This window comes from Castellaniella sp., from assembly GCF_034675905.1.
Taxonomy (GTDB): domain Bacteria; phylum Pseudomonadota; class Gammaproteobacteria; order Burkholderiales; family Burkholderiaceae_B; genus Castellaniella.
This window is the reverse complement of the sequence record NZ_JAUCCV010000004.1, coordinates 173,989-181,118: the sequence shown is the minus strand read 5'-3', so window position 1 is coordinate 181,118 and position 7,130 is coordinate 173,989. Positions and strand designations below refer to the sequence as shown.

General features: G+C 64.1%; 7 protein-coding genes and 1 tRNA gene. 2 read left to right on the top strand and 6 right to left on the bottom strand.

Going from position 1 to position 7,130, the window contains the following annotated elements:
• Positions 1 to 155: 155 nt before the first annotated feature.
• The 5 genes from VDP79_RS05690 to VDP79_RS05670 all read right to left on the bottom strand — a co-directional run bounded on the left by VDP79_RS05690 (position 156) and on the right by VDP79_RS05670 (position 4,431).
• Complete coding sequence (locus VDP79_RS05690) at positions 156 to 590, bottom strand: DUF5602 domain-containing protein (RefSeq protein ID WP_323017254.1); 435 nt, start codon at positions 588 to 590, stop codon at positions 156 to 158.
• A gap of 101 nt (positions 591 to 691) precedes the next feature.
• Positions 692 to 1,990: a TRAP transporter large permease subunit gene (locus VDP79_RS05685; protein ID WP_323017253.1), complete on the bottom strand. Its 1,299-nt coding sequence runs from the start codon at positions 1,988 to 1,990 to the stop codon at positions 692 to 694.
• Positions 1,983 to 2,486, bottom strand: a complete 504-nt coding sequence (locus tag VDP79_RS05680; RefSeq protein ID WP_323017252.1) for a TRAP transporter small permease — start codon at positions 2,484 to 2,486, stop codon at positions 1,983 to 1,985. The genes VDP79_RS05685 and VDP79_RS05680 overlap by 8 nt, the downstream gene beginning before the upstream one ends.
• A 12-nt stretch (positions 2,487 to 2,498) precedes the next feature.
• Positions 2,499 to 3,479, bottom strand: a complete 981-nt coding sequence (locus VDP79_RS05675; RefSeq protein ID WP_323017251.1) for a TRAP transporter substrate-binding protein — start codon at positions 3,477 to 3,479, stop codon at positions 2,499 to 2,501.
• A 280-nt stretch (positions 3,480 to 3,759) separates the two neighbouring features.
• Complete coding sequence (locus VDP79_RS05670) at positions 3,760 to 4,431, bottom strand: GntR family transcriptional regulator (protein WP_323017250.1); 672 nt, start codon at positions 4,429 to 4,431, stop codon at positions 3,760 to 3,762.
• 103 nt (positions 4,432 to 4,534) lie between these two features.
• Between VDP79_RS05670 and VDP79_RS05665 the strand changes: the two genes are divergently transcribed.
• Both VDP79_RS05665 and VDP79_RS05660 read left to right on the top strand, forming a co-directional pair.
• Positions 4,535 to 5,299 (top strand): 5-oxoprolinase subunit PxpA, encoded by a 765-nt coding sequence (locus VDP79_RS05665; protein ID WP_323017249.1) that lies wholly within the window; start codon positions 4,535 to 4,537, stop codon positions 5,297 to 5,299.
• Positions 5,299 to 6,981 carry an urea amidolyase family protein gene (locus VDP79_RS05660; RefSeq protein WP_323017248.1) on the top strand — a complete coding sequence of 561 codons (1,683 nt, stop codon included), beginning with the start codon at positions 5,299 to 5,301 and terminating at the stop codon, positions 6,979 to 6,981. Before VDP79_RS05665 ends, VDP79_RS05660 begins: the two co-directional genes overlap by 1 nt.
• 59 nt (positions 6,982 to 7,040) lie before the next feature.
• Here the strand turns inward: VDP79_RS05660 and VDP79_RS05655 are convergent.
• Positions 7,041 to 7,117, bottom strand: a tRNA-Arg gene (locus VDP79_RS05655).
• Between the last annotated feature and the right edge of the window lie 13 nt (positions 7,118 to 7,130).

Genomic DNA, 7,130 nt, shown 5'->3' with positions numbered 1-7,130 from the left:
ACGGAACCAGACTTCGGACCCGTTGGCGGTGCCTGACATGGCGATCTCGACCTCGCCGCCCGCTGCTGCCGCGGGTGGCGGCAGTGCAGCGGTGAGCAAGAGGCCGCCCCCGGCGGACAGCAGCAGGCGCCGCCGAGGGTCAAAGGCAAAGGCCTTCATTTCGCCACACGGCTTTCCTGGCTGACCGGGACATTCCACAACACAATGTGGATGTGCGGTTCAGCCACACCTGGGTGACCGGCGTTGTACATGATGTCCACATGATCGACCGTGCCGGCGGGCGCTTTCAGGTCATGCAGGTTCATGTCCGCCTTCATGGCCGACAGCGGGATCATATAGGTCGTGCTGACCAGCTTGCCGTCATGGTCGTATCCCAGGAAGGGGCCGGCCGGCAGCGTGGCCGGATCGACGAACAATTGGCCCAGGCCGGGAATGAAATCAGGCAGCTTCACCAGGGAACTGACGGCCTTGTAGGGGGCGGCGGGTGGGGCTTGCTGGACGGACGGTTCGGCGGCAACGGCGCTACCGGCGCCGAAAGACAGAGCGAGCGCGGCGGCAGTGGCGGTCGCGGTAAGGAATGAACGGATCATGAATATCTCCTGGCTGTATGGGGCGACCTTCGCCTCATTGCCCATTGGATGCAGGCCAGGAGTTATCCGTTTCAGGATTAGACGGGGTTTTCCGGGTGGATCTACATCCGCGATGGCAGCCAGGTGGCCAGCCCCGGAAAGAACCACAGCACGACCAGCAGCAGCATCATCAGGCTGAAATAGGGGGCGCAGACCCGGGCGATGTAGGTGATTTCCTTGCGCGTCATGCTTTGCAGCACGAACAGATTGAATCCCACCGGCGGCGTGATCTGGGCGGTTTCCACGGTGATCACCAGGAAAATTCCGAACCACAGCGGATCGATGCCGGCCGCGTGGATGATCGGCAGCACCACGCCCATGGTCAGGACGATGGTGGAAATGCCATCCAGAAAGCACCCCAGCACGATGTAGAACAGGCCCAGGGCGATGATCAGCATGGCGGGCGACAGCTGCAGGCTGCCGACGAATTCGGCCAGCTGGCGCGGCAGGCCGATATAGCCCATGGACAGCGTCATGAAGGCCGCGCCCGCCAGGATCAGGGCGATCATGCAGTACAGGCGCGTGGCGCCCAGCAGAGAATCCCGGAAGGATTGCCAGGTCAGGGATTTTTGCCAGGCCGACAGCAGAAAGGCGCCCAGCACGCCGATGGCGGCGGATTCCGTGGCGGTGGCGACGCCGGTATAGATGCTGGCGATGACGCCCAGGATCAGCAGCACGACGGGGATCAGCTGGCGGGATTCGCGCAGCTTGTCCAGCAGTTTCATGTGCCCGGCGGCCTCGTCGGGAACCTGGGATGGATGCAGCAGCGCCCAGCCCATCAGCCAGCCGCTGAACAAGGCCGCCAACAGCAGCCCGGGAATGATGCCGGCGATAAAGAGCTTGGCGATAGAGGTTTCCGCCGCCACGCCGTAGACGATCAGGATGATGGAAGGCGGAATCAGCAGACCCAGCGTGGCGGGCCCGCCCAGCGAGCCGATGATCTGGGCATCCGGATAACCGCGCTTGCGCAGTTCGGGCAGGTTCATCTTGCCCACGGTCACGCAGGTGGCGGCCGAGGAACCGCAGACCGAAGCGAAGATCGTGCAGCCCAGCACATTGGTGTGCAGCAGGCGCCCCGGCAGGCGGTTTACCCAGGGCGCCAGGCCTCTGAACAGGTTTTCCGACAGATTGGTGCGATACAGGATTTCGCCCATCCAGATGAACAGCGGCAGGGCGGTCAGCGTCCAGCTGCTGGAACTGCCCCAGATGGTAATGGCCATGGCGTCGCCGGCCGGGCGCGCGGAAAAGAATTCCATGCCGAACAGGGCGACTCCGGCCAGGGCCAAACCGACCCAGACGCCGCCGCCCAGCAGAGCAAACAGGACCACGATCAGGGCGATGCTGGCAGTGATCTCATTCATGGTGCAGGTCCTCGGAGTCGTGCTGGCGCTGGCCCCGCCATTCCAGGCAGAATTCGTCCAGAAAGGCGATGAAGAATACCAATGTGCCGACCGCCATCAGGATTTGCGGGATCCACATCGGCGTGGCATCGATGCCGGTGGAAATGTCCTGGTATTCCCAGGATTGCCAGACCAGACGCACCGAGTAGAAGGCCAGGAACCCGGCCAGCAGGGTGGCGATCAGCAAGGCGGCCAGTTCCAGCCCCCGGCGCCGGGCGCCTTGCAGCATGCCCAGCACCAGCGTGACCCGGATGTGTTCGCCCTTTTTCAGGGTGCTGGCCAGGGCCAGAAAACCGGACCCCGCCATGGCATAGCCTGCGTAGGAATCGATGCCGCCGACCGGAAACCCGATCAGGCGGCCCAGGATGGTGGCGGTGACTGTGACGAGCACCAGGACCATGCACAGTCCGGCCAGCCAGGCGCTGGCGTCATAAAGACCATCGAGCCATTTACGCATCAGAGAGCCGTCCTATTTGCTGGCCCGGTAGGCGGCCAGGATCTGTTTGCCATCATCACCGGCCTTGTCGGTCCATTCCTGGATGACCGTATCACCGACTTTGGCCAGGCCGGCTCGCAGTTCAGCCGAGGGTTCGACGACCTGCATGCCGCCTGCTTTCAGTTTGGCGATCGAGTCGGCGTCCACCTGGCGGGATGTCTTCCAGCCACGGGTTTCGGCGTCGGCTGCTGCCTTCAGGACGGCGTCCTGTTCTGCCTTGGGCAGGGCATCGAAGGCTTTCTTGTTGACGACCACAGCGTTTTTGGGGATCCAGGCCTGGACGTTGGTGAAATATTTCATCTGCTCGTAGAGCTTGTTGTCGGCCCCGGTGGCGCTGGAGGTGATCAGGCCTTCGATGACGCCGGTGGCCAGCGCCTGGGTCAGTTCGGCTTCCTGGATGGTGACGGGCTGGGCGCCGACCAGTTCGCCGATGCGGGCCGTGGTCGGGCTGTAGACCCGCCATTTCATGCCTTTCAGGTCGGCGACGGAATTGATCGGCTTGTTGCTATAGATGCTTTGCGGCGGCCAGGCCACGGCATACAGCAGTTTCATGCCCTGCTGACCGAGTTTCTTTTCCAGGGCGGGGCGCTGCGCCTGATAGAGTTTCCAGGCCTCGTCGTAGTTGCCGGCCAGGAACGGCAGGCCGTCCAGGCCGTAGGGTTGCCATTCGTTCTGGAAGCTGACCATGAAGAATTCGCCGGCCTGGGCCTGTCCGCCTTGGACGGCGCGCTTGATTTCCGGCATCTTGAACAGGGATGCGCCCGAGTGGACCGTGATGTTCACATCGCCCTTGGTGGCGGTAGAGACGTCCTTGGCGAATTGTTCCAGGTTCTGGGTGTGGAAGTTGAAGGCCGGATAGGCAGAAGCCAGATCCCATTTCGTAGCGGCATGGGCGTTAAGCGCCAGGCCCAGGCTGGCAGCCAGAGTGGCAGTGAAAAAGGTGCGACGTTTCATCAGGCGGTCTCCTAGCGGGTTGTGATCAGGGGCGGCAAGACTGCGAGAGCACGGATGTGCCTGCGAGCTTTGATCCGGCCCGGACGATATCCAGGGGAAACAGTAGCGCACCTATAGGCTGGGAACCATCAGGGTTTTCAACAATAAGAATATCTTTGTAGTCGATATAGTCTTTGTTTGTTCACCAATTTATTTATTATTGTTCAACTATATGCGGTGGTGTCGGTGTGGTGTCCTGTCTGCAGACGAGCGTGATATCCGCCTGCGCAACAGGCGGATATCAATCCAGACATCCGGCGTAGACCGACAGCACCATGCGTTCGGATTGGATCAGGTAGTGTTCCAGGGTTTGCGCGGCGGCGGCGGTATCGCCGGATTCAAACAGGTTCAATAGATGAATGTTCTGGTCGACAAAGGGCGCATGCAGGTATTCGGGATCGTCCAGCAGGCCGAAGGCCAGGCGCAGTTCGGCGGCAATATCGGCGAACATCGCCGACAGGCGGGCGCTGTCGGCCAGGGCGACGATGCCCGCATGAAAGGCCATATTGGCCGACCCCACGCCCAGCCAGTCGCTGGCTTCGCGCATCTGCTGGGCCGTTTCGGTTGCCTGGCTCAGGCGCTTGTGGGCCGGGTGGCGCGGCCAGGCCTGCGCCAGCGCCTGGCATTCGATCAGGCGGCGCACCCGGTAGATATCGATGATATCGGCGATGCTGGGAATCACGACCGACACGCCGCGGTTGGGTTCGTGATGCAGCAGGCCTTCCTTGACCAGGATGCGGAAGGCCTCGCGCAAGGTGTTGCGCGAGATGTCCAGCTGTTCGCTGAGACTGGCCTCGGACAGGCGCTGGCCGGCATGCAGCTGGCCATAGATCAGTTGCTGGCGCAGGGTTTCGGCGACGGTGTCGGCCAGGCTCAAAGACGGTGTGGTGCTGGGATAATGCCGGGATTGCATGCAGGCCCCTGGTTCATCAGCCGACAGGATGGCGGCAATATGTTTTTTGATGCGATAGATTGCTCAACAATGCGGTGCATCGCATGAATGATAAGGAAACGACATGGATTTGAACAGCGACCTGGGGGAAAGCTTCGGCGCCTGGACGATGGGCGATGATGCCAGCATGCTGGATATCGTCACCAGCGCCAATGTGGCCTGCGGGTTCCATGCCGGAGACCCGGCCGGCATCCTGGATACCTTGCGGGCTGCCGCTGCCCGAGGCGTAGTCGTGGGGGCGCATGTGGGCTACCCCGATCTGGTCGGTTTCGGTCGCCGGGCGCTGGACCCGTCCAGCCGCGAACTGGTGGCCGACGTGATCTATCAGATCGGCGCCCTGCAGGGGCTGGCGGCGGCGGCGGGTGTCCGTGTGCGCTACGTCAAGCCGCATGGGGCCTTGTACAACACGATCGCTCACGACGAGCGTCAGGCGGCGGATGTCATCACTGCTTTGCTGGCGCTGGACCCCGGTCTGGTCCTGATGGGGCTGGCCGGCTCGCCGCTGCTGGCCTGGGCGCGGGCGCGCGGCCTGCGCGTGGTGGCCGAGGCCTTTGCTGATCGCGCCTATACCCCTCAGGGGGCATTGGTGTCGCGACGCGAGGCCGGCGCCGTCCTGCACGATCCTGATCAGGTCGCCGACCGTATGCTGGATTGGGTGCGCACGGGTGAACTGACGGCCATCGATGGGTCGCGTGTGCGTCTGCAGGCGGATTCCATCTGCGTGCACGGCGACAGCCCGGGTGCGGTGGGCCTGGCGCGGGCCGTGCGCGCCCGCTTGGATGGCGCCGGCGTGACGCTGCGCCCCTTTGTTGAGGCGCTGGACGATTGATGAGGGCGCCCCGTTTTTTACCGGCAGGCGATGCCGCCCTGCTGGTCGAGCTGAATTCGCTGGGGGATGTGCTGGCGCTGTTCCAGGTGGCGGGCGCCGCCCTGCTGCCGGGCGTGACAGACCTGGTGCCGGCGGCGCGCACGCTGCTGGTGCAGTTCCAGCCTGTGCAGGTCGCGTCGCAGGCCGTGGTTCGCTGGTTGCAACAGTGCCTGACCAGGGCCTCGGGGGCGGTGGACCCGTCCAACGGCGGAGAGCGGCAGGTCGACATCCCCGTGCGCTATATCGGCGAGGATCTGGACGAGGTCGCCGAGCGATTGGGGCTGGATCGGACGGAAGTCATCGAGCGCCATACCGGCAGTGATTTCCAGGCAGCCTTTGCCGGTTTCGCGCCGGGTTTTGTCTACCTGACCGGCGGCGATCCCTGCTTTTTGGGTCTGCCCCGGCGGGCCAGCCCGCGCACCCGGGTGCCGGCTGGGTCTGTGGCGGCCGCAGGGGAATTCAGCGCCGTCTATCCCTCCGACAGCCCGGGGGGCTGGCAGCTGCTGGGCGTCACGTCGGCGCGCATGTGGGACCTTAGCCGGGCGGCGCCGGCGTTGGTGCAACCCGGTTATCGGGTGAGATTTCGCGATCTGGACAAGCCGTCCGTTTGTATCAGCTTGCCTGAAGAAACAGCGCTCTCCTCTGGACAATCCGCCGCTGCGCCGGTGGCAGCGGAGCGGGCGGCGCCGGATGAGGATCCGTCTGTCGTCAAACTGGAAGTCCGCCGGGCAGGTGTGCAGACCTTGTTTCAGGATCTGGGCCGACCGGGCCTGACCGGCATGGGCGTGGCTTGCTCCGGGGCGCTGGACCGGACAGCAGCCCGGCAGGCGAATCAGTTGGTCGGTAATAAGGCAGGCGCTGTTGTGCTGGAGCATGCCTTGGGCGGCCTGGAATTGGTCTGTCACGGACAGGCCGTCCTGGCCATTACCGGGGGACAGGCGCCGGTGGTGCTGACGACGGCCTCGGGCGTGCGGCTGCCTGCCGCCGCGCAGCGGGCATTGACGGTGACAGATGGCCAGATCCTGCGGATCGGCCAGGTACGGGCAGGGGTCCGCTGCTATGTAGCTGTGCGGGGCGGCTGGGCGGCAGCGCCCGTGCTGGGCAGCTGCGCCACCGATGTGCTGGCAGGTATCGGGCCGGCGCCGATCCGGGCGGGGGATATATTGGCCGTGGGGCAGGGAACGGAGTTGGCATCCCCTGCGCTGGATGCGGCCGGCGCCGCCCCTGATGCATCGGGTGGCCGGGACTTCGCAGGGCGGTGGGACAGGGCTGACAGCCTGCCGCAGGCGGGCGATGAGGTGACGCTGGATGTCGTCCTCGGTCCGCGCCAGGATTGGTTCGAACCGTCGGCGCTGGATCTGTTGCTATCCCAGGAATGGCTGGTGACGCCGCAGTCCAACCGGGTCGGCATGCGTTTGTCCGGCGCAGGTGCGCTGACGCGTCGTAAGACGCAGGAATTGCCCAGCGAAGGCACCGTCATCGGCGCCATCCAGGTCCCTGCCAGCGGGCAGCCGGTGCTGTTTCTGGCCGATCATCCCCTGACGGGCGGGTATCCTGTGATTGCCGTCGTCTGCAGCCGGCATCTGGATCGCTTGGCGCAGATTCCGGTCGGCGCCCGGCTGCGATTTCGGCCAGACAAATAAAAACCGCCTAGGTAGTTGGCCCTAGGCGGTTCTGATCAGTTTTGCAACTGATAAATTTCTGGCGCGGCTGGCAGGATTCGAACCCACGACCCCTTGGTTCGTAGCCAAGTACTCTATCCAACTGAGCTACAGCCGCTAAAGAGGCGTAA

Bases quoted from the DNA above. Each gene is read 5' to 3' on its own strand.
- VDP79_RS05665 (WP_323017249.1), top strand. From the start codon at position 4,535: ATGGATTTGAACAGCGACCTGGGGGAAAGCTTCGGCGCCTGGACGATG.
- VDP79_RS05690 (WP_323017254.1), bottom strand. From the start codon at position 590: ATGATCCGTTCATTCCTTACCGCGACCGCCACTGCCGCCGCGCTCGCT.
- VDP79_RS05660 (WP_323017248.1), top strand. From the start codon at position 5,299: ATGAGGGCGCCCCGTTTTTTACCGGCAGGCGATGCCGCCCTGCTGGTC.
- VDP79_RS05675 (WP_323017251.1), bottom strand. From the start codon at position 3,479: ATGAAACGTCGCACCTTTTTCACTGCCACTCTGGCTGCCAGCCTGGGC.
- VDP79_RS05670 (WP_323017250.1), bottom strand. From the start codon at position 4,431: ATGCAATCCCGGCATTATCCCAGCACCACACCGTCTTTGAGCCTGGCC.
- VDP79_RS05685 (WP_323017253.1), bottom strand. From the start codon at position 1,990: ATGAATGAGATCACTGCCAGCATCGCCCTGATCGTGGTCCTGTTTGCT.
- VDP79_RS05680 (WP_323017252.1), bottom strand. From the start codon at position 2,486: ATGCGTAAATGGCTCGATGGTCTTTATGACGCCAGCGCCTGGCTGGCC.